Annotated in this window: 20 protein-coding genes; 7 read left to right on the top strand and 13 right to left on the bottom strand. The window is 60.2% G+C overall.

The genetic code is table 11. The features are described from left to right. Positions 1 to 82: 82 nt before the first annotated feature. Together RRF55_RS23085 and RRF55_RS23080 are read right to left on the bottom strand one after the other, a co-directional pair. Positions 83 to 1,282, bottom strand: coding sequence for a multidrug efflux MFS transporter (locus RRF55_RS23085; RefSeq protein WP_253893914.1), 1,200 nt, complete (start codon positions 1,280 to 1,282; stop codon positions 83 to 85). A 169-nt stretch (positions 1,283 to 1,451) separates the two neighbouring features. Then, positions 1,452 to 2,135, bottom strand: coding sequence for an extensin-like domain-containing protein (locus RRF55_RS23080; protein WP_021312323.1), 684 nt, complete (start codon positions 2,133 to 2,135; stop codon positions 1,452 to 1,454). A 99-nt stretch (positions 2,136 to 2,234) separates the two neighbouring features. Here RRF55_RS23080 and ddlA point away from each other — a divergent pair, with 99 nt between their 5' ends. Further along, complete coding sequence (gene ddlA / locus RRF55_RS23075; protein WP_004151348.1) at positions 2,235 to 3,332, top strand: D-alanine--D-alanine ligase; 1,098 nt, start codon at positions 2,235 to 2,237, stop codon at positions 3,330 to 3,332. Between the two features lie 32 nt (positions 3,333 to 3,364). Here the strand turns inward: ddlA and RRF55_RS23070 are convergent, their stop codons facing one another. Next, positions 3,365 to 3,568 carry a DUF2754 family protein gene (locus RRF55_RS23070; protein WP_002890215.1) on the bottom strand — a complete coding sequence of 68 codons (204 nt, stop codon included), beginning with the start codon at positions 3,566 to 3,568 and terminating at the stop codon, positions 3,365 to 3,367. A 252-nt stretch (positions 3,569 to 3,820) separates the two neighbouring features. On the opposite strand from RRF55_RS23070, the gene RRF55_RS23065 reads away from it, so the two are divergent. Then, entirely contained in the window at positions 3,821 to 4,123 is a 303-nt protein-coding gene (locus tag RRF55_RS23065) for a YaiY family protein (protein WP_002890210.1), read from the top strand. Here RRF55_RS23065 and RRF55_RS23060 read toward each other — a convergent pair. The 3 genes from RRF55_RS23060 to RRF55_RS23050 form a co-directional block, all read right to left on the bottom strand. Further along, positions 4,120 to 5,226 carry a DUF1615 domain-containing protein gene (locus RRF55_RS23060; RefSeq protein ID WP_004183146.1) on the bottom strand — a complete coding sequence of 369 codons (1,107 nt, stop codon included), beginning with the start codon at positions 5,224 to 5,226 and terminating at the stop codon, positions 4,120 to 4,122. The genes RRF55_RS23065 and RRF55_RS23060 overlap by 4 nt on opposite strands. 18 nt (positions 5,227 to 5,244) lie before the next feature. Next, positions 5,245 to 6,465: a peptide antibiotic transporter SbmA gene (sbmA, locus tag RRF55_RS23055; protein WP_439419174.1), complete on the bottom strand. Its 1,221-nt coding sequence runs from the start codon at positions 6,463 to 6,465 to the stop codon at positions 5,245 to 5,247. A gap of 117 nt (positions 6,466 to 6,582) precedes the next feature. Beyond that, positions 6,583 to 7,095 (bottom strand): isochorismatase family protein, encoded by a 513-nt coding sequence (locus tag RRF55_RS23050; protein ID WP_072143249.1) that lies wholly within the window; start codon positions 7,093 to 7,095, stop codon positions 6,583 to 6,585. A gap of 219 nt (positions 7,096 to 7,314) precedes the next feature. Here RRF55_RS23050 and ampH point away from each other — a divergent pair, with 219 nt between their 5' ends. From ampH to RRF55_RS23030, 4 genes are all read left to right on the top strand, one after another. Further along, entirely contained in the window at positions 7,315 to 8,475 is a 1,161-nt protein-coding gene (gene ampH, locus RRF55_RS23045) for a D-alanyl-D-alanine-carboxypeptidase/endopeptidase AmpH (RefSeq protein WP_004178722.1), read from the top strand. 106 nt (positions 8,476 to 8,581) lie between these two features. After that, the gene (gene hemB / locus RRF55_RS23040) at positions 8,582 to 9,556 is read left to right on the top strand and encodes a porphobilinogen synthase (RefSeq protein ID WP_439419173.1); all 975 of its coding nucleotides are present in this window, start codon (positions 8,582 to 8,584) and stop codon (positions 9,554 to 9,556) included. A 255-nt stretch (positions 9,557 to 9,811) separates the two neighbouring features. Continuing rightward, positions 9,812 to 10,303: an REP-associated tyrosine transposase gene (locus RRF55_RS23035; RefSeq protein ID WP_004178721.1), complete on the top strand. Its 492-nt coding sequence runs from the start codon at positions 9,812 to 9,814 to the stop codon at positions 10,301 to 10,303. A gap of 180 nt (positions 10,304 to 10,483) precedes the next feature. After that, positions 10,484 to 12,202 (top strand): lysophospholipid acyltransferase family protein, encoded by a 1,719-nt coding sequence (locus RRF55_RS23030; RefSeq protein ID WP_130974901.1) that lies wholly within the window; start codon positions 10,484 to 10,486, stop codon positions 12,200 to 12,202. Positions 12,203 to 12,364: 162 nt separating this feature from the next. Here the strand turns inward: RRF55_RS23030 and tauD are convergent, their stop codons facing one another. The 7 genes from tauD to RRF55_RS22995 all read right to left on the bottom strand — a co-directional run bounded on the left by tauD (position 12,365) and on the right by RRF55_RS22995 (position 18,557). After that, positions 12,365 to 13,216 carry a taurine dioxygenase gene (gene tauD, locus RRF55_RS23025; protein WP_004147277.1) on the bottom strand — a complete coding sequence of 284 codons (852 nt, stop codon included), beginning with the start codon at positions 13,214 to 13,216 and terminating at the stop codon, positions 12,365 to 12,367. Next, on the bottom strand, positions 13,213 to 14,040 hold the full coding sequence (gene tauC / locus RRF55_RS23020) for a taurine ABC transporter permease TauC (protein WP_439419172.1): 828 nt from the start codon (positions 14,038 to 14,040) through the stop codon (positions 13,213 to 13,215). Before tauC ends, tauD begins: the two co-directional genes overlap by 4 nt. After that, entirely contained in the window at positions 14,037 to 14,804 is a 768-nt protein-coding gene (gene tauB / locus RRF55_RS23015; protein ID WP_004178719.1) for a taurine ABC transporter ATP-binding subunit, read from the bottom strand. The genes tauC and tauB overlap by 4 nt, the downstream gene beginning before the upstream one ends. An 11-nt stretch (positions 14,805 to 14,815) precedes the next feature. Next, positions 14,816 to 15,778, bottom strand: coding sequence for a taurine ABC transporter substrate-binding protein (gene tauA, locus RRF55_RS23010; RefSeq protein ID WP_002890192.1), 963 nt, complete (start codon positions 15,776 to 15,778; stop codon positions 14,816 to 14,818). 239 nt (positions 15,779 to 16,017) lie between these two features. Then, positions 16,018 to 16,950 carry a homocysteine S-methyltransferase gene (gene mmuM, locus RRF55_RS23005; protein ID WP_004144601.1) on the bottom strand — a complete coding sequence of 311 codons (933 nt, stop codon included), beginning with the start codon at positions 16,948 to 16,950 and terminating at the stop codon, positions 16,018 to 16,020. Beyond that, positions 16,937 to 18,346, bottom strand: coding sequence for an S-methylmethionine permease (gene mmuP / locus RRF55_RS23000; RefSeq protein WP_002890161.1), 1,410 nt, complete (start codon positions 18,344 to 18,346; stop codon positions 16,937 to 16,939). The genes mmuM and mmuP overlap by 14 nt, the downstream gene beginning before the upstream one ends. 82 nt (positions 18,347 to 18,428) lie before the next feature. Next, positions 18,429 to 18,557, bottom strand: coding sequence for a hypothetical protein (locus RRF55_RS22995; protein ID WP_072143245.1), 129 nt, complete (start codon positions 18,555 to 18,557; stop codon positions 18,429 to 18,431). A 62-nt stretch (positions 18,558 to 18,619) separates the two neighbouring features. On the opposite strand from RRF55_RS22995, the gene eat reads away from it, so the two are divergent. Beyond that, the gene (gene eat, locus RRF55_RS22990) at positions 18,620 to 19,999 is read left to right on the top strand and encodes an ethanolamine permease (RefSeq protein ID WP_032438726.1); all 1,380 of its coding nucleotides are present in this window, start codon (positions 18,620 to 18,622) and stop codon (positions 19,997 to 19,999) included.

Below are 19,999 nucleotides of genomic sequence, written 5' to 3'. Positions count from 1 at the left end.
CATGACGATAACAAAAAGTAATAGTAAATCCGCTGAGGCGAATAATGCTGACGGTATCGCAATAAATACCGTCAGCAGAGGTTCAGGCGTTAGCCCGGCGGGTTTGGCGCAGCATCCACGCCAGCTGCCAGAGGTTAATGAAAACGATAATGGCGGTGGCAATAAACACCCAGCGGAAGCCGGCCATGGCTGACACAGAGGCGCCAATTAGCGGCCCGGCGACGTTGCCCAGATACATAAACGACTGGTTATAGCCAAAGATACGCCCGGTGACGCTGTCGCTGCTGTACTTCAGCAATAAGGTCTGCACCGCCGGGAGCATCGCGCCATCGGCAAAGCCGAGCAGAAAACGCAGCGTACCCAATTGCAGCGGGGTGGTGACAAAGGACATGGCGAAGAACATCACCACCGCGCAGCAGAGCGTCGCCAGCAGGATCCGCGAGGTGCCGATGCGGTCGCCAAGCTTACCCAACCGTGGCGCAGAAATCAGTGCCGACACGCCGGGCACCGCGGCGATCATCCCGGCCAGAAAAGCGATATTGTTGCTGTCCGGCGCCATCGACTTAATAAACAGCGCCAGAATCGGGCCGATTGAGCCGTTGCACAATTGGATCACCAGGGTGGTGAAGAACAGGCTGATCACCAGCCCCGGATAGGGCAAAGAGGCAAAGACTTGTTTCCCGGTGAGACACTCGCTTTTGCTGACCTGCGGGCGAACGCCCTCTTTAATCAGAAACAGGGTCACCAGAAAACTGATGGTCAGCAGGATCGCCGTAATAAAAAAGACCATCCGCAGCCCGACGTGGTCCGCCAGGAAACCGCCCAGCAGCGGACCGCCGATCACCCCGCTAATTTGCGCCGTCGACAGCGTGCTTAGCGCCCAGCCGCTGCGCTCGCGCGGCACCTGGGAGGCCACCAGCGCCATGGCGTTGGGAATATAACCGGAGGTTAAGCCCATGATCGCCCGCAGGATAAACAGCTGCCAGACGTTGGTGGCGAAAGCCTGCAGTAAAATGGCAATCGCCATCCCCAACGAGGCGCGCAGCAGCATGAGCTTGCGGCCTTTACGGTCCGCCAGGCTTCCCCACATTGGCGAGACGATCGCCGAGACAAGAAAAGTGACGCTGAAGGTCAGCCCCGACCACATCGATAGCGCTTCATGCGAGGTGACGCCGAGCTGGGAGACGTAGAGGGGTAAAAAGGGGAGAATTTGACTAATCGCCAGGCCGGTAAAAAAGCAACCAAACCAGACGGAGATGAGATTAACCTTCCAGGATTCCATAACTACGCGTATTCATTAATGATTTGCCAATTATTATCTAGCTTAGCAATTTCATCCCACTGGTGTACTACCATAGATGCGCTGGCGGTGAGTTTGGTGTTTTATGGCTGCGGATGAGAGCCTGACGAAGCATTTTCTGGTCATTTAGGCTGCTCATAGCGCTTTATGCTCAAAAGCAGAAGCCCTGCCCGCGCATGCCGAAATGAAAATGGTTGGCGTGAGCCGCGTTGTACTCTGGCCCCAGCGCGTTACCGAAGTAATGGCAACTGCTGCTCAACAGCGCCGCCAGCCAGGGGCGCGAAGTCTCGCTCCGCCAGCCCTGCAGGACGCTAACGCGTCTACCGTCCGCCAGACGGAAACCGCTGACGTCCAGCGCGTCCGCCGTGGCGTGTTCACTGCGCCGCGCCTGTTGACGATGGTAAATATTGCGGCAGGCAAAGCTGCCGAGATGATCGATCTGACGCAGATCGCTCCCCATCAGCTGCCGGGTCAGCGGCTTCGCCTGCTGCTCGATGTACAGCGCACTGCTCAGCGCCAGCGGGCAGCTGGCGAGAAAACTACTGCTCAGCTGCACCGAGCCAAAATTCGCCACCCGCACCACGTTACGCAGAGGGCAGCTTCCCTCGCTGTCGGCCACCGGCCGGCTGGCGATAAGCCGCCGGCGATTGGCTTCCGCCAACAGGGAGGCGCACTGGTCTGCCGTCAGCCTGCGCAGCTTAAACGACGTCAGCCAGCCCGGGGGATCGTCCAGCGCCAGCGGCGCCAGCGGATTCAGGTGCGGCGGCAGATTGCGGTATCCCAACAGGCCCGCGCCGAGCAGCCCGGCCAGCACCAGCAGCGTCTTTCCTCTCACGCCCACTCCCGTCAATTGATCAGGTAAATATTATGGCAGCCAGGCAGCGGTTTCACATGGTATGTTATGCCCTTTGATGTTATCTGGATGGAAGTTGAAATGGCAAAGATGAGGGTTGGGATCGTTTTTGGCGGCAAGTCGGCGGAGCATGAAGTGTCGCTGCAGTCAGCGAAGAATATCGTGGAAGCGATTGATAAATCGCGCTTCGATGTGGTTCTGTTGGGTATTGATAAACAGGGGCTGTGGCACATCAACGACGCCGGCAACTACCTGCTCAACGCACAGGATCCTGCCCGCATTGCCCTGCGCCCTTCCACGGTGACTCTGGCGCAGATCCCGGGCCGCGAAGCGCAGCAGCTGATTAACGCCGAAAGCGGCCAACCGCTGGCGGCCATCGATGTGATTTTCCCGATCGTCCACGGCACGCTGGGTGAAGATGGCTCCCTGCAGGGGATGCTGCGCATGGCGAATCTGCCGTTCGTCGGCTCCGATGTGCTGGGCTCTGCAGCCTGTATGGACAAAGACGTGACCAAACGTCTGCTGCGCGACGCCGGGCTCGCCGTCGCCCCGTTTATCACACTCACCCGCGCCAACCGCGCGCAGTTCAGCTTTGCCGATGTCGAAGCGAAGCTTGGCCTGCCGCTGTTCGTTAAGCCGGCTAATCAGGGCTCGTCGGTTGGCGTCAGCAAAGTTAAAAACGAAGAGCAGTACCATCAGGCGGTGGCCCTGGCCTTCGAATTTGACCATAAAGTGGTGGTGGAGCAAGGCATTAAAGGGCGGGAAATTGAGTGTGCGGTGCTGGGTAACGACCACCCGCAGGCCAGCACCTGCGGTGAAATCGTCCTCAACAGCGAGTTTTACGCCTACGACACCAAGTATATCGACGATCAGGGCGCGCAGGTGGTAGTCCCGGCCGCTATCGCCCCTGAGATCAACGACAAAATTCGCGCTATCGCGGTGCAGGCCTACCAGACCCTGGGCTGCAGCGGCATGGCTCGTGTCGACGTGTTCCTCACCGCCGACAACGAGGTGGTGATCAACGAGATCAACACCCTGCCGGGCTTTACCAACATCAGCATGTATCCGAAGCTGTGGCAGGCCAGCGGTCTCGACTACACCAGCCTGATCACCCGCCTGATTGAGCTGGCGCTGGAGCGCCATGCCGCGGACCGGGCGCTGAAAACCTCCATGAACTAAAACGCGTTTTACCCCGCCTGGCAGCGGCGGCCTCAGGCCTCTTCTGCCGGGCGGCGGCGGATCACAAAGCCCGCAATCCAGAAGCTAATGACCCAGGTGATCAGACCGACGGCGTAGGATTGCCACCCCTGTGTTTCAAACCCCAGCAGCCCCACCACGCCATTAAGAATAAAAATCAACCCCAGCGCCACGGCGTAGTAGTGCCAATCGCGGCGAATTTTATCAGTGAGCTTCATGCGGCCTCCAACAGCAAAAAACGCATCTTCGCATAGCCGCCCGCGGCGGTCTGTAGCGATATGGAGAATGTTGCTGGATTGCGACGCCGCTCTCCCTTTTGTGCTCCTGTGGCGCGGTTAACACAACGGCGAAAACAGGATTATTCCTGGACGGCAATTACCAGCAATCTGATACTGCTGATGGCCCCTGACTGCCAGAATACCTGACATAGAGCTGGAGAAAAAACCAGCAGCGCAGATGTGGGAGGGCCTATGGCTGAATTCAGTTTTTCAAAATCGCTTTTGGGAAATAAAAAAAGGGGGGCGCTGACCGGCAGCCATGTCGCCTACGGGCTGTTCGTGTTGATCTGCTGCTGGGCCGGCGCGCAGATGCTCAGCATGCTGATCCACGCCCCGGGGGTATTTGAACGCCTGATGCAAGCCCAGGACGCCAGCCGTCCGCAAGTCGACATCAGCCTCGCCGTGGGTACCCTCTTTGGTCTGATCCCTTTCCTTATCGGCTGCACGTTCATCGGGGTACTGGCGCTTATCGTGCGCTGGCGTCAGCGCCGTTAACGCCGCGCCATACAGTTTGCCCGCCGCTCATCAACCCGTTTCGCAAACCACGCCGTCGTCAGATTTCGGGTGATTTTTGGACTCTCCAGCTGGATCCCTGGCAACATCTCCCGCGGCAGGGTTTTGCCCGCCTTTTTCTCGGCGAGACGGAAAACCTGCTGATAGAGATCGGTCTTCTCAAACGCCAGGCTGTCGCCCTTTTTCAACTGACGATGGATCTCGCTGTCGCTCATCCCCAGCTGGCTCGCCAGGCGACGCACCGCCAGCTCGGTGCTGCCCGGCTCCTCGCTGTCGTAGCGGATAAGGTCGCCGTCGAGCGCCAGTTTTACCCCGCTGGCTTTCACCACCGCGTTCTGGAAGGCGGCGTTACGGCTGGCGTACCAGCCGGCGTTGAAGTCGGCAAAGCGGTACAATGGCGCACTATAACTGGCCGGATAGTTCAGCAGATGATAGGTGCCAAACCACAGGCCACCGCGCAGACTGAAGACCTCCTGGCGCACCGTGCCGTTCATTTTCCACGGGTAGCCGGAGGTGTGCTGCTCGGCAAAAGCAATGCTGACCTGCATCGGCCCCCCGGTGTGCACCGGGTTAAGGGAACCGAACAGCTTCTGCCCCATCGGCACCATCCCGATAAAGTCATCAAAAATGGCGCTCAACTGCTTTTCCGTCTTCACATTGTCCAGACGGTCGCTATAGCTTTTACCGTTTGGCGAGGTGATCTTCAGCGCGGTATGGACCAGAAACGGCGGAATGTGCATTTTTTCCGCCCGGCGGTCAATTTCCTGCCAGGCGATTTTATTCAGCCCCGGCACCACCGGATCGGACTGATAGTTAGACTCTTGCTGCGCGACCGCCAGCACCGAGCAGACGTTTTCTTCCGTCGGCGCCAGCTTCTGGCTGTCAAACGCGGTGGCGATGGCTTGCGCCCAGGCCTCCCGATCCTTGACGCTGGCCGGCATTTTCTGCCGCACCACCGACGCCACGTCAACAGGCTTCTCGCCCTCTTTCAGCGCCGGAGCCTGCTGGCTGGTACAGGCGCTCAGCGCCATGGCCGCCAGCAGCGTCAATGAAACGGGAATAATGCGCGATAAACGTGCGGCCATTATGCTTCCTTGTCTTGATTAACGTAATGTCGGGATCGCTTCCTGCAGCGGTTTGCCGTCCAGCTCGCGTTCAAAACTGCGCAGACGTTTGTAGATGGACATCAGTTCCACCAGCGTTGTCCACGAGCTGATCAGGTACTGGAACGAGCCGCGCACCTGGCCGAAGACGTTGGTAATTTGCGTCATCAGCCCGAGGGTAATCGTACCGGCAACGATCGACGGAAACAGCAGGAAAAGGCCGAAAACGTTATCCACCTGCAGATAGAGGATGCGGGCGATATTGAAATACATATAGTGGAAATAGAGACGGAAATAGTTGCGACGCACCGCGCGGAATAGCTCGCGCACCGTCGGCGGCGTGGCGCGAGTTTCATCGTCCTCGCCGTAAACCAGCTCTTTACGATAGGCCGCTTCCACGCGCTGGTTTTTAAACTCCAGGCCCGGCAGCTTAATCCCCACCACCGCCAGCAGGCCGGTACCCATCAGCGACCAGACGATAGCGGCAATCACCAGGCCATACGGCAGATGGCCGACGATAGGCAGGTCGGGAACATGTTCGGAGAGCGTCACCAGCACCGGCAGGAAGGCGATCAGGGTCATCACCGCGTTGATAAAGCTCACGCCCATATCTTCGAGGGTGGAAGCAAAACGCATGGTATCTTCCTGCACACGCTGCGCGGCGCCTTCGATATGGCGCAGATGCTGCCAGTGGGCCATATAGTGCTCGTTCATCGCCGTGCGCCAGCGGAAGACGTAGTGGCTGACGAAGAAGTTGTTCATCACGCCAATAATCACCGCGATGATCGCGATGCCGAGAAAGACGCCGATTTCCTGATAAAACTGGTTGATGCTGACCTTATGCGGGGTGGCCAGCGCGCTCTGGATCAGGTCGTAGAACGGCGCATACCAAGCGTTGATCGCCACCCCGACTTCCACCAGAAACCAGGTGACGAAGATGATGAGCGAGGTGCCGAGAATCGACCAGTACTGCCAGCGGTGCGGGCAGTAGACAAACCAGAACAGCGCGAACACGCCGACGCAAAACAGATAGTAAGCGTATAACACCAGATAGTTGAGCGACCAGAAGCGCGCCGCGCTGATCGCCACATTTTGCGATGCCCCGGTGACCCGCAGCAGCCAGTCGCCGCCGCCCGCCTGCCAAAAGATCACGGCCAGCAGCGACCAGATAAAGGCAGAAATAAAAAACGGCCCCGGTTTGGGGAAAAAAGATTTAAACATCATTGTCTCCTGCTAACTTCTTATCGTTCTGCTATTGCTGTGTACGACGCATACGTCGGCCGCCGCGTGGATGAGCCCTCGCGGGACAGACGAATGATAAGACCGGATATCAATAGCTTAGTTCTGCTGCCATGCGTGCAGAATTGTTTCTGTGGGTTTCACCTGTAAAGGATTGCCAGGAATGGTCAGCGTACGCCACACCTCATTGTAGTGGGCGATAAGCGTCGCGGCCTGCGCGGCGGGGCGGTCGGCGGTGGTGTGGGCATCTTCCGCGATAACAATACCGTACCCGCGGCTGGCGCCATTTTTAATGGTGGTATCGAGGCAGTAGTCGGTGGCGCAGCCGCAGATGACGAACTGCTGAATGTCGTGTTCGTCCAGCACCTGCGCCAGCGAGGTGTGATAGAAGGCATCGCAGGCGGTTTTGGTGACATACAGCGCGCCAGCCGGCTGTTCCAGCTCAGGAAGCAGGGCGAAGCCTTCGCTGCCGGCTTCGAGGCCGCCGGCTTCATCATGCTGAATGAAAATAACCTTGTCCGCCGCGCGCACCAGACGATTAATTTGCGCGACGCAGCGCTCGCGCGCCAGACGCGGCGTGGCGAACACGCCGTTTTGCATATCCACGACCATCACTACCCGTTGAGCCGTCATTGTTCTCTCCCACGAACCTTCAGCCAAACGGTCATCATACGCGCCGGCGAAAAAAGCCGGTATCCGAAAGCGTAAAAAAGTCTTTTTTACGCACCGTTACCTTTTTCCTGCAGGAATGTCGTGAATCCCGCTTTGTTCTGCGCCACTTCGTAGTATAAATACCCTCTTCTTTTTTATTTATTTAATGGATGATCTCCGTTGAAACGTAGTTTGCTCATTTTTGCTGCGCTGTGCGCGGCGTCGTGGACCTCGGTGCAGGCCGCACAGCCTACCGTTGACCCGGTTTTCGCCTCGGATGTGGTCGATCGTTACGCCAATCATATCTACTACGGCAGCGGCGCCACCGGCATGGCGCTGGTGGTTATCGATGGCAATCAGCGTGTTTTTCGCAGCTTTGGCGAAACCCGCCCGGGGAATAATCAGCACCCGCAGCTCGACTCGGTGATCCGTATCGCCTCCCTCAGCAAACTGATGACCAGCGAGATGCTGGTGAAGCTGCTCGACCAGGGGGTGGTGAAACTCAACGATCCGCTGAGCAAATACGCCCCGCCGGGCGCCCGGGTGCCTGACTGGCAGGGAAAACCAATCACCCTGGTTAACCTCGCGACCCATACCAGCGCCCTGCCGCGCGAGCAGCCTGGCGGCGCCGCTCATCGTCCGGTGTTTGTCTGGCCGACCCGCCAGCAGCGCTGGAACTGGCTCTCTACCGCGACCCTGAAGACCGCGCCGGGCTCGCAGGCGGCCTACTCCAACCTGGCCTTCGATTTACTGGCGGACGCGCTCTCCACCGCCGCCGGCAAACCGTATCCGCAGCTGTTTGAAGAGCAGATCACCCGGCCGCTGGGGATGAAGGACACCACCTTTACCCCGTCACCGGATCAGTGCCAGCGGCTGATGATCCCGGAAAAAGGCGCCAGCCCATGCAACAACACCCTGGCGGCGATCGGCAGCGGCGGAGTCTACTCGACGCCGGGGGATATGATGCGCTGGATGCAGCAGTTCCTGTCATCCGATTTCTATACCCGCAGCCAGCAGGCCGACCGGATGCAGACGCTGATTTATCAGCGTAACCAGCTGACCCGGGTGATTGGTATGGACGTGCCGGGCCGCGCAGACGCGCTGGGCCTCGGCTGGGTGTATATGAAGCCGAAGAACGGCCATCCGGGGATTATTCAGAAAACCGGCGGCGGCGGCGGGTTTATCACCTATATGGCGATGAATCCGCAGGCTAACGTTGGCGCCTTTGTGGTGGTAACCCGCTCGCCGTTAACCCGCTTCAACAATATGAGCGATGGCATCAACGACCTGGTCAGCGAGCTGAGCGGCGCACAGCCCAACATGCAGACGGCCAGCCAGTAAGCCCGTGGAAGGTTTCGCCGATGCGCCATAACGATCGTTTTGGCGAAACATCCCGCTGCCATTTCAGTTACACTATCGTCTTTCATTTCACAAAATCAGGCAAACCATGACAGATTTAATCACTCGCCCCCGCCGCCTGCGTCAATCCGCTGCGCTGCGCGCCCTGTTTGAAGAGACAACACTGAGTTTGAACGACCTGGTGTTGCCGATCTTTGTTGAAGAAGAAATTGATGATTATCAAGCGATAGAGGCCATGCCCGGCGTGATGCGCATTCCGGAAAAATATCTGGCGCGCGAGATCGAACGCATCGCCAACGCCGGGATCCGCTCGGTGATGACCTTTGGTATTTCTCATCACACCGATGCCACCGGCAGCGATACCTGGAATGAAAATGGTCTGGTGGCGCGTATGTCGCGGATTTGTAAGTCCACGGTGCCGGAGATGATCGTCATGTCCGATACCTGCTTCTGCGAATATACCTCCCACGGCCACTGCGGCGTGCTGTGCGACCACGGGGTGGATAACGACGCGACCCTCGAAAACCTCGGCAAACAGGCCGTTGTCGCCGCCGCCGCGGGGGCGGATTTCATCGCTCCTTCCGCCGCGATGGACGGACAGGTGCAGGCGATTCGCCGCTCGCTGGACGCCGCCGGCTTCACCAATACGGCGATCATGTCCTACTCGACCAAGTTCGCTTCTTCCTTCTACGGTCCGTTCCGCGAAGCGGCCGGTACCGCGCTGAAGGGCGATCGGAAAACCTATCAGATGAGCCCGATGAACCGCCGGGAGGCCATTCGCGAGTCGCTGCTCGATGAAGCCCAGGGCGCCGACTGCCTGATGGTGAAACCGGCTGGCGCCTACCTGGATATTCTGCGCGATATCCGCGAACGCAGCGATCTGCCGCTCGGCGCCTATCAGGTCAGCGGGGAGTACGCGATGATCAAATTTGCTGCCCAGGCGGGCGCTATCGATGAAGAGAAAGTGGTTCTGGAAAGCCTCGGCGCTATCAAACGCGCAGGCGCCGACCTGATCTTCAGCTATTTCGCCCTCGATCTGGCCGAGAAAAAGATCCTCCGTTAAACCCGCCCCTCCCCGGTGGCGCTGCGCTTACCGGGGCTACCAAACCTCATCTCCGGTGCGCTGTATTTATCGCGACCACCACACCGTAGCCCGGATAAGGCGCTTGCGCCGCTATCCGGGGACAGGCGCTAACCAATATCTGTAGCTAAAACTTTGCGCGCCGCTTTCCACCTTCTGCGCCTTCTCCTTGGCGTACCGGATTTCGCCTTCTAACGTGTTAAACCACATCATAAATACCGAATTCCAGGAGATCCTGTGGTGGCTTATCGACGTTATTACATTAAGGGGGGAACCTGGTTCTTCACTGTTAACCTTAAAGACCGTAGAAGCATGCACCTAACTGAAAACATAGAATTATTGCGCTACTCTGTCGCCGTTGTTAAACAACATCGCCCCTTTATTATTGATGCCTGGGTGGTGTTGCCTGAACATCTGCATTGCATCTGGACACTACCTCATAATGATGACGATTTTTCTTCACGCTGGAGAGATATCAAAGGCTGTTTTAGCAGAACGTTAAAACGACAACCCCTCTGGCAACCGCGCTTCTGGGAGCATGCCATACGCGATGAAGATGATTACCGCCGACACGTTGATTACATCCATATCAATCCACTTAAGCATGGCTGGGTCACCCGGGTGATCGATTGGCCATTTTCAACCTTTCATCGCGATGTCCAGCGCGGGCTATATCCCCCAAATTGGGCTGGCGATAGCTTTGATCTTAGCTGCGGTGAACGCCGATAGCCTCTCCCCGGTGGCGCTGACGCTTACCGGGGCTACAAATCGGCGCCAACCGTAGCCCGGATAAGGCGCTTGCGCCGCTATCCGGGGAACCTCGCTTGCTGCGACCGAAACTTCACCCAACTGTAATCTGAACGACATCTCCACCTTCTACTGTCTGGGCAGGACGGAGGAGGAGCCACTATGTTTAGTCTCGACAACGTACTCGATGACCTGTGGCCTCAGGCGAGGCCCGCCCCCTGGCAAAAGAAACTGTTAAAAAAGCTATTTTATGAGGAAGAGTTTCAACAATTTGCCGACCGTCACCGCCACCTGAAGGGGCTTGATACGGTCGAACAGGTGCTGGAATACCTCAATATCCGCTGCGCCATCCCGGCGCACGATCTCGAACAAATCCCCGAATATGGCCCGCTGGTCATTATCGCCAACCACCCCACCGGCACCCTCGACGGCCTGGCGCTCCTGTATGCGGTATCCCGCGTGCGCCGCGATGTCAAAGTGGTCACCAACCGCATGCTCACCCACCTTGAGCCCCTGAGCTCGCTGTTTATTCCGGTAGATAATATTCATGGCCGCACCGCTAAAGCGGCGCTGCAGCAGATGGACCAGCAGCTGCAGGCCGGCGGGGTGCTGATCTTCTTCCCGGCGGGGGAAGTCTCCCGCCTCACCCGTCGCGGCATCCGCGATAAAAAATGGCACTCCGGCTTTATTAAGCTGGCGGCAAAATATCGCGCCCCGCTGCTGCCGGCGTGGATTAACGCCCGCAACAGCGCCCTGTTTTACGCCAGCACGCTGATATCAGACAACCTGCCGCTGCTCCTGCTGATGCAGCAGATGTTTCGCCGGCGCAACAGCAGCCTGCCGGTGCGCATCGGCCAGCAGATCCCCTGGTCGAGCTGGTTCGATGCGCAGTCCAGCGCTCGCGAGCTTACCGGCCGCTGCTATCAGCACCTTGAACAGCTGCGCAAAGGGCTGCCGGGGCGGTTTAAAACCGAAAGCGCTATCGCCCGTCCGGAAGACCGGGCGCTGCTCAAACGCGAACTGCACAAGGCCGAATGTCTGGGCCGCACCGCCGATGGCAAAGCGATTTACCTCTGGCAGCGCAACGGCCAGGAGGACGCGCCGCTGCTGCGCGAGCTGGGACGTCTGCGGGAAATCGCCTTCCGCGCGGTCGGGGAAGGCAGCGGCAAACAGCGGGATATCGACGGGTATGACGACGACTATCTGCATCTGATCCTGTGGGATGAAGAAGACCTCGAGATCGTCGGCGCTTACCGCTTTATGCCGACGGCTATCCAGTTGGCAAAGCGCGGCCTGGAGGGGATCTACAGTTACAGTCTGTTCCATTACGACGGGCGGATGGACGATGTCCTGCAGCACGGCATTGAGCTGGGGCGCAGCTTTATCCAGCCGCGCTACTGGGGGCGTCGCGGGCTGGACTACCTGTGGTCCGGCATCGGCGCTTATCTGGCGCGCTATCCGCACTATCGCTATCTGTTTGGTCCGGTGTCGATTTCTGGCGGATTGCCGCCCGCCGCCCGCGATCTGCTGGTGGCGTTCTACCGGATGTGGTTCCCGGCGACGCATCCGCTGGCGGAGTCGCGTCGCCCTTATCCGGCGTCGCTGCCCGACGTGCTGGCGCAGTTTGGCGGGGAGGATTACAACGACGATCTGGCCCGGCTGAAGTCCCTGCTCGGCAATCTCGGCTGCGCGATCCCGCCGCTGTATAAGCAGTACTCGGAAGTGTGCGAGCCGGGCGGCGTGCAGTTTATCGATTTCGGCAGCGATCCGGATTTCAACAACTGCGTGGATGGTCTGGTGCTGGTGGATCTCACCTACCTGAAGGCCAATCGCTACCAGCGCTATATTGGCGCGCATCTGGGTGCGCAAAAATCGGCATAAACGCTTTTTCCCGGCTTGCGGCGCGTTGCGCCTTAGCCGGGCTATGGTTCACCGTTTCCGACGGTTCGGTAGCCCGGAAAAGGCGCGTCAGGCGCCGCCTCCGGAAAGCAGCGGGCAATGTTCTCCGCGGCTTGCGGCTGATGCCTTAACCGGCCACAAGCCTTACCCCGCCCGGTAATACGGCTTATCGCCGAGGATCGTCGCCCGGTGCATGATCCGCCGCTGCGGCAGATAGTCGGCGTTGGCGTAATGCTGCGTCACCCGGTTATCCCAGATAGCGACATCGTTCGGCTGCCAGCGCCAGCGCACCTGAAACTCCGGTTTAGTGACATGAGCAAACAGGAAGTTCAGCAGCGCTGCGCTCTCTTTCTCACTCACCTCGACAATTCGCGTGGTAAAGCCTTCATTAACGAACAGCGCCTGCTTGCCGGTCACCGGGTGGGTACGCACCACCGGGTGCAGCAGCGGCGGATGCTTCGCCACCGCTTCCTGCCAGCGCCGATGCTCGGCTTCGGTCTTGTTGTACTTATACTCCTGGAACGATTTGCGGAAATCGTGTTCGGCATGCAGGCCGCTCAGCAGCTGCCGGAAGGGTTCTGACAGCGCTTCCCAGGCGGCGATGCCGCTGGTCCACAGGGTGTCCCCGCCGGTCGTCGGCAGCTCTTTCGCCGCCAGAATGGCGCCGGCGGGCGGCGTGTCGATAAAGGTGACATCGGTATGCCAGTTGTCATTATCCGGCGGATTATCGTTGTGGGTATCGAGGACGATAATCTCCTCCACCCCTGGGGCATGAGGGTAGACCGGATGGATATGCAGGTCGCCAAACCGCAGCGCCAGGTCGCGCTGTTGCGCCGGGGTGATATTCTGCTCGCGCAGGAATACCACCTGATGACGCAGCACCGCGTGATACAGCTGTTCAAACTGGTTGTCGCTCAGCGGACGGGTTAAATCCGCCCCGCTCACCTGCGCGCCAATATAGGGCCCCAGCGGGGTAATGCTCAGACGTTCACTCATTGTACTTCTCCATGCCAGGGCGTCAGGCGCCGCTGCAGCGCGCGCAGACCCAGTTCCAGTAAAAAGGCGATAATGGCAATCACCGCGATCCCCGCCAGCACCACATCGGTGGCGAGAAACTCGCCGGCAGACTGCACCATAAATCCTAATCCGCGGGTGGCGGCGATCAGCTCTGCGGCCACCAGCGTTGACCAGCCCACCCCGAGACCAATGCGCAGCCCGGTGAGGGTCTCCGGCAGTGCGCCGGGCAGGATCACCAGCCACAGCACCTGCGCCCGGCTGGCGCCCAGCGAACGGGCGGCGCGAATCCGCACCTGCTGCGCGCTTTTTACCCCTGCCAGCGCCGACATGGCTACCGGCGCGAAAATCGCCAGGTAGATCAGCAGGATCTTCGAGGTTTCACCGATGCCAAACCAGATCACCATCAGCGGTAAGTAGGCCAGCGGCGGTACCGGACGATAGAGTTCGATCAGCGGGTCGAGGATACCGCGCACCGTCGAGTTGAGCCCCATGGCGATCCCCACCGGTACGCCAATAAGCACTGCCGCCAGCAGGGCGATAACGATCCGCGTCAGGCTCGCCGCCAGGTGCTGCCAGAGCGTCGCATCCATAAAGCCCTGTGGCCCGGCGATGGTGATAAGCTTCTGCAGCACCTGGCCCGGCGGCGGCAGAAACAGCGGGCTAATCAGCTGCAGCGCCGCGACCGCCCACCAGACGGCCAGCAATACCGCCAGGGTCGCCACGCTGAGGGTGAGCTGGCGGGAGAGCGGCCAGCGCCACTTCAGCGTCGACTGACGCGGTTTGTCGTTCAGTACCACGCTCATGAGAAAGCCTCCCGTTGGTCAAACACCCGGCTCAGAATGTATTCCCGCTGTTCAATAAAGCGCGGGTCGGATTTGATGCTGCGGCAGGATTCGCCCGCAACAAAGCGACGGCTGAAATCAAGCGGCAGCCTCTCCACCACCCGTCCCGGCCCCGGCGACAGCAGCACCAGCTCGGTCGCCATGAAGATGGCCTCTTCAATATCATGGGTGATCAGCAGCACCTGTTTGCCGGTCTCATGCCACAGTTTCAGCAGCAGCGTCTGCATCTGCTCGCGGGTAAAGGCGTCAAGCGCGCCGAAGGGCTCGTCAAGCAGCAACAGCTGCGGATTCGCCGCCAGCGCCCGGGCGATGCCCACCCGCTGGCGTTGACCGCCGGACAGTTGCCAGATAAAGCGCTTTTCCGCCCCTTCGAGCCCCACCTTCTTCAGCATCTGCGCCGCCGCTTGCCGGCGCTGCGCTTTATCCACGCCCGCCAGCTGGAGGCCCAGCGCCACGTTATCCTGCACATTGCGCCACGGCAGCAGACCTTCGTTCTGGAAGACCACCCCGCGCTCTGCGCCCGGCCCGGTCACCCGCTGACCTTCGAGGGTGATGCTGCCGTGCTGATAGGGCACGAATCCGGCAATCAGGTTCAGCAGGGTAGTTTTACCGCAGCCCGAAGGCCCCAGCACCACCAACAGCTCCCCACTCTCCAGCGTCAGGTTGATATCCGCCAGCGCCGGTTTACCGCCGTAGTCGGCGGAAAGATGCGAGATTTGCAGCATCGCCGCCTCCTTTACTTCACAAAGCGGTCAGTAACGTACTGACGATAATCGGTTCCCGCCGCAGGCACTTTGCCCTGCTCTTTCAGGAAGCGCGCGGTATCGACGATGGCCTGATTGACCGGCCCGTTCAGCGCCTGCGCCTGCTCAGCGGCGGTGAGATAGGTATTGCCCTTCACCAGCCCGGGGACATCGGCTTCCGGCACGCCGCTCAGGCGCGCCAGCTTGCTGATGTTGTCCGGCTGTTTTAGCCATGCCTCCGGGTTGGCGATGTAGGGCTGCTGGGCGTCGATGGCGCTTTTAGCAAACGCTTTGACGATCTCCGGATGCTGCTCGGCGAAGTCCTTACGGACCACCCAGACGTCAAGAGTCGGCGCGCCCCACTCCCCAACCTGAGAAGAATCGGTCAGCACCTTGCCCTCTTTTTCCAGTTCGTTAACCGCTGGCGCCCAGACGTAAGCGCCATCGATATCCCCGCGCTGCCAGGCGGCGATAATCGCCGGCGGCTGCAGGTTAATAATCTGTACCTGGCCCGGCTTGATGCCCCAGTGTTTGAGCGCCGACAGCAGGCTGTAGTGGGTGGTGGAGATAAACGGCACGGCGATGCGCTTGCCGATCAGATCTTCCGGTTTGGTAATGCTTTTCTTCACCACCAGCGCTTCGGAGTTGCCGAGCTTTGAGGCAAGCAGGAACACTTCAATCGGCACCTGCTGGCTGGCGGCCACCGCCAACGGGCTGGAGCCAATATTACCGATCTGCACATCGCCGGAGGCCAGGGCGCGTACCACGCTGGCGCCGCTGTCAAATTTCCGCCAGTCGACGGTCGCCCCGCTGGTTTTGGCGAAGGTGTTGTCCGCCTGGGCGACTTTCGCCGGCTCAGCGGAGGTTTGATACGCCACGGTCACATTGACCGCCTGCGCCTGGAAGGCGGCGACAGCCAGCGCCGCCAGAAGAGTAATTCGCGATGTGAATGCCATAATGTCTGCTTCCCCTGAGTTGTTATAGGTGCAGTATTTCCGGCATCAGGATGGAGATGAAGTAATTAAAAATTCTGGCTAATAGCGAATCGTTTTTAGAACAAAAGCGGGAAAGGATAGTTGGTTTTGTGCGGTGAGTTAGTGACAGATGGTTGGCGCCGGGCGGCGGCTACGCCTTACCCAGCATCCGGTTCGCGCAATATGTAGGCCGGGTAAGCGCAGCGCCACCCGGCAAAAATTTAGCGCTTCGCGTTAAGCGCGGCGATGTCCTTCGGCGTGGTGCGGCAGCAGCCGCCGATCAGCTTCGCCCCGGCGGCCAGCCACTGCGGCAGATAATCCGCCAGGCTGGCGCAGGCTTCGCCATGATGGTGCCAGGTCTTGCTCACCGCATCATAATGTTCGCCGGAGTTAGGATAGACCACCAGCGGCAGGGCCGTCAGGCTGTGCAAATGCGCCAGCGCCGCGGGCGTATTTTCCAGCGCGATACAGTTGATCCCCACCGCCACCACCTGCGGGTTATCCGCCAGGGCGGCCATCACCTCGCGCAGCGGCGTGCCGTCGCTGAGATGTTCGGCGTCGCGCAGCGTGAAGGAGTACCAGGCGCGGGCGCGGGGATACTCCTGCAGCAGGGCCGCCAGGGCCTGGATCTCAGCGAATGACGGCAGGGTTTCGCAGGCCAGCAGGTCGGCGCCGGCATCCAGCAGCGCTTCGACGCGCGGGCGGTGGAAGGCCTGGAACTCTGCCGCGCTGCGCTGATAATCGCCGCGATACTCCGAGCCGTCGGCGAGAAACGCGCCATACGGCCCCACCGAACCGGCCACCAGCAGCGTACCGGCCTGCGGGTTCTCGGCGAGGTACGCCTCGCGCGCTTTGCGCGCCAGCTCGACGCTTTTGCCGATTAGCGCCCGGGACTGCGCCTCATCCAGCCCGCGCGCGGCAAAGCCCGCCGGAGTGGCCTGATAGCTGGCGGTGATCGCCACCTGCGCCCCGGCGCGAAAGTAGTCGAGATGCACATCGCGGATCAGCTGCGGGTTCTCCAGCAGCACTTTCGCCGACCACAGGCTGTCGGCCAGATCGCAGCCGCGGGCCTCCAGCTCGGTGGCCATGGCGCCGTCCAGCAGCACGAAAGGCTGGGCGGCAAGCAGGGCGGTAAACGGATTAGTCTGCGACATGTTGGGGCTCCTGAGTCATATTCCGTGAACGAGTAAGATACCAGGCACCATAGCACAGGGCCACAAAGGGGATCCCGCACCACAGCGCAATTCTCTGGCTCGGGTCAAAAGCGAGGCCCACGCAGGCCACCAGGCACAGCACAAAGCCCAGAACGGGCACTACCGGATACCAGGGAGCGCGATACTGCAGATCGCTCAGCGCCTTACCCTGCTGCAGATGGCGGCGGCGGAACATAAAGTGCGAGGCGCAGATGCTCAACCACACTGCCACCACCGCAAAACCGGAGATCGCCGACAGCGCGACAAACACCGTATCTGGCGCCACCACGCTGGAGAACAGCGCCAGCACGCCGCCCAGCATACTCACCGACAGGGCGGTCACCGGCACGCCCCGTTTATTGACTTTGGCAAAGCAGGCCGGCAGCGTCTTCTCGTTCGACAGCGACCACAGCATCCGCCCCGAAGCGTACAGGCCGGAGTTAGCCGCCGACAGGATCGCCGTCAGGATCACGAAGTTGAACATGTCCGCCGCATAAGGGATGCCCACCTTCTCAAACACCAGCACGAAGGGGCTTTTCTCCACTCCCGCCTGCTGCATCGGGATCAGCGCCGCCAGCACAAACACGGTGCCGATAAAGAAAATAATCAGCCGGGCGATGGTGGTGCGGATGGCAACCGGAATAACCTTATGCGGGTTTTCCGTCTCTCCGGCGGCAATGCCGATAAGCTCCGTCCCGGAGAAGGCGAAGTTCACCGCCACCATGGTCATCAGGATCGGCAGGCCGCCGTGCGGGAACCAGCCTTCGGCGGTGATATTGCGCAGGCCCGGCGCCGGGGAGCCATCCTGCATCGGAATGATGCCGAAAATGGCCGCGCCGCCGAGAATAATAAACGCGACGATGGTGATCACTTTCACCAGCGAGAACCAGAACTCGCCTTCGGCGAAGAAGCGCGTCGAAATGATGTTAAGGCCGAAGATCACTGCGCAGAACACCACGCACCAGATCCAGACCGGCACCTGCGGGAACCAGTACTGCATGCAGAATCCCGCCGCGGTGAAGCTCGACCCCAGCGCCACCGTCCACGTTAGCCAGTAGAGCCACGCCACGGTATAGCCCGTCGCCGGGCCAAGATAGCGCGCCGCGTAAACGTGGAAGGCGCCGGTCTCTGGCATCGCCACCGACAGTTCGCCAAGGCACTGCATCACCAGCCAGACCACCAGGGCGCCAATCAGATACGCCAGCAGCGTCCCGGCCGCGCCGGTGGTGGAGATGATATAGCCGGTATTGAAGAATAAGCCGGTGCCAATCACGCCGCCGAGCGACAGCATGATCAGATGGCGCGTTTTCATGGTGCGCTTCAGCTGCCCACCTTGTTGTTGTGTTGTGCTTTGCATTTTATTTTCTCACGCCAGCCCGCTTGCCCGGGTCATGCTGCGTATAAACGTATAGACATCTAAACATCCAAAAGAAGAAGTGTTATACCGTGCCGCCGCTGAAAAAGCAAAGCCGCTGCACCAGGGTGCGCGCCGACAGCGTGCAGCCTGCCCCATTTTTGCGCAGCGCCAGCGGGCGCGCCACGGACTGACGCCTTATCGCGGCAGACAACGTTCTGGCACTCTCTTTGCAGCCTGTCGTTCAGCACCTTTCTATCTGGCGAGGCAATACGTATGACAGAGCACACCACCACCTTAAAAAGAACGCTCGGCAGTTTTCGTTTATGGGGGATCGCCGTCGGACTGGTGATATCCGGGGAGTACTTCGGCTGGAGCTACGGCTGGTCGCAGGCGGGCACGATGGGGTTTATGGTCGTCGCCCTGGCGGTCGCCGCCATGTACTGCGCCTTTATTTTCAGCTTTACCGAGCTGACCACCGCCATCCCGCACGCTGGCGGCCCTTTCGCCTACGCCTACCGCGCCTTCGGGCCCACCGGCGGCTTTATCGCTGGTTTTGCCACCCTGATTGAATTCGTCTTCGCCCCGCCGGCCATCGCCATGGCCATCGGGGCCTACCTCAACGTGCAGTTTCCGGCGCTGGATCCGAAATGGGTCGCCTGCGGCGCCTACGTGATCTTTATGACGCTCAATATTCTCGGCGTCGGCATCGCCGCCACCTTCGAGCTGATCGTCACTCTGCTGGCCATCTTCGAGCTGCTGGTGTTCGTGGGCGTGGTCGCCCCCGGCTTCTCCTGGAGCCACTTCACCACTAACGGCTGGGCGGGCGCGGACAGCTTCAGCGGCCTGGCGCTGCCGGGGATGTTCGCCGCCATTCCGTTCGCCATCTGGTTCTTCCTCGCCATTGAGGGGGCCTCCATGGCGGCCGAAGAGGCCAAAGATCCGCAGCGCACCATTCCCCGCGCCCTGGGCGGCGGCATTCTGACGCTGACGGTGCTGGCGATCGGCGTGATGGTCTTCGCCGGCGGCGTCGGCGACTGGCGCGCGCTGTCCAATATTAACGATCCGCTGCCCCAGGCGATGAAGACGGTGGTGGGCAACGGCAGCGGCTGGCTGCATATGCTGGTGTGGCTGGGGCTGTTTGGCCTCGTCGCCTCCTTCCACGGCATCATTATGGGCTACTCGCGGCAGATCTACTCCCTCGCCCGCGCCGGCTATCTGCCCGCCGGGCTGGCCTCCCTCAACCGCCGCACCCGCACCCCGCATCTGGCGATCCTTGCCGGGGGCGTGGTCGGGATCGCCGCGATCTTCTCCGACTCGCTGATCACCATCAGCGGCATGCCGCTGACCGCCTGCATCGTCACCATGTCGGTATTTGGGGCTATTGTTATGTATATCACTTCCATGGCGGCGCTGTTCAAACTGCGCCGTAGCGAGCCGAAGCTGATTCGTCCGTTCCGCGCCCCGCTCTACCCGCTGGCGCCGGCCTTTGCCCTCAGCATGGCGGTGCTCTGCCTGGTGGCGATGGTCTGGTATAACCTGCTGTTGGCGCTGATTTTCGCGGCGATGATGCTCGGCGGCTACCTGTGGTTCCGCAAAACCGCAGCGGCCCGTGAACGGGCGCCAGTGGATCCTCAACTGCGCACGGTCTCCTGA

It is taken from the genome of Klebsiella sp. K47, assembly GCF_051858335.1.
Taxonomy (GTDB): domain Bacteria; phylum Pseudomonadota; class Gammaproteobacteria; order Enterobacterales; family Enterobacteriaceae; genus Klebsiella; species Klebsiella pneumoniae.
The sequence above is the reverse complement of the archived record's forward strand: the minus strand, read 5'-3'. Positions and strand labels throughout refer to the sequence as shown.